1 protein-coding gene is annotated in these 255 nt (G+C 73.3%); it reads left to right on the top strand.

The features are described 5' to 3' along the window. Window positions 1-255, top strand: a 255-nt coding sequence (locus QSK03_RS33050) for an HNH endonuclease signature motif containing protein (protein WP_285660086.1), incomplete at both ends; no start/stop codon positions are given.

The raw sequence follows: 255 nt of genomic DNA, 5'->3' as shown, positions 1-255 counted from the left end.
GGCACCCTCGACGACGACACCCCGGTCCACATCCGCACCCTGCGCCGCCTGGCCTGCGACGCCGAGATCCTCCCCGCCATCCTCGGCACCCGCTCCGAACCCTTGGATGTGGGACGGCTCCAACGCACCGTCACCGACGCCCTACGACGGGCCCTGAACATCCGCGACCGCGGCTGCGCGTTCCCCGACTGCACCCGCGGCCCCCGCCGCTGCCACGCCCACCACATCGATCACTGGGAAGACGGCGGCCCCACC

This window comes from Actinomycetospora sp. NBRC 106375, from assembly GCF_030269665.1.
In the GTDB taxonomy this organism is placed as follows: domain Bacteria; phylum Actinomycetota; class Actinomycetes; order Mycobacteriales; family Pseudonocardiaceae; genus Actinomycetospora.
This window is presented reverse-complemented; position numbering and strand designations above follow the sequence as displayed.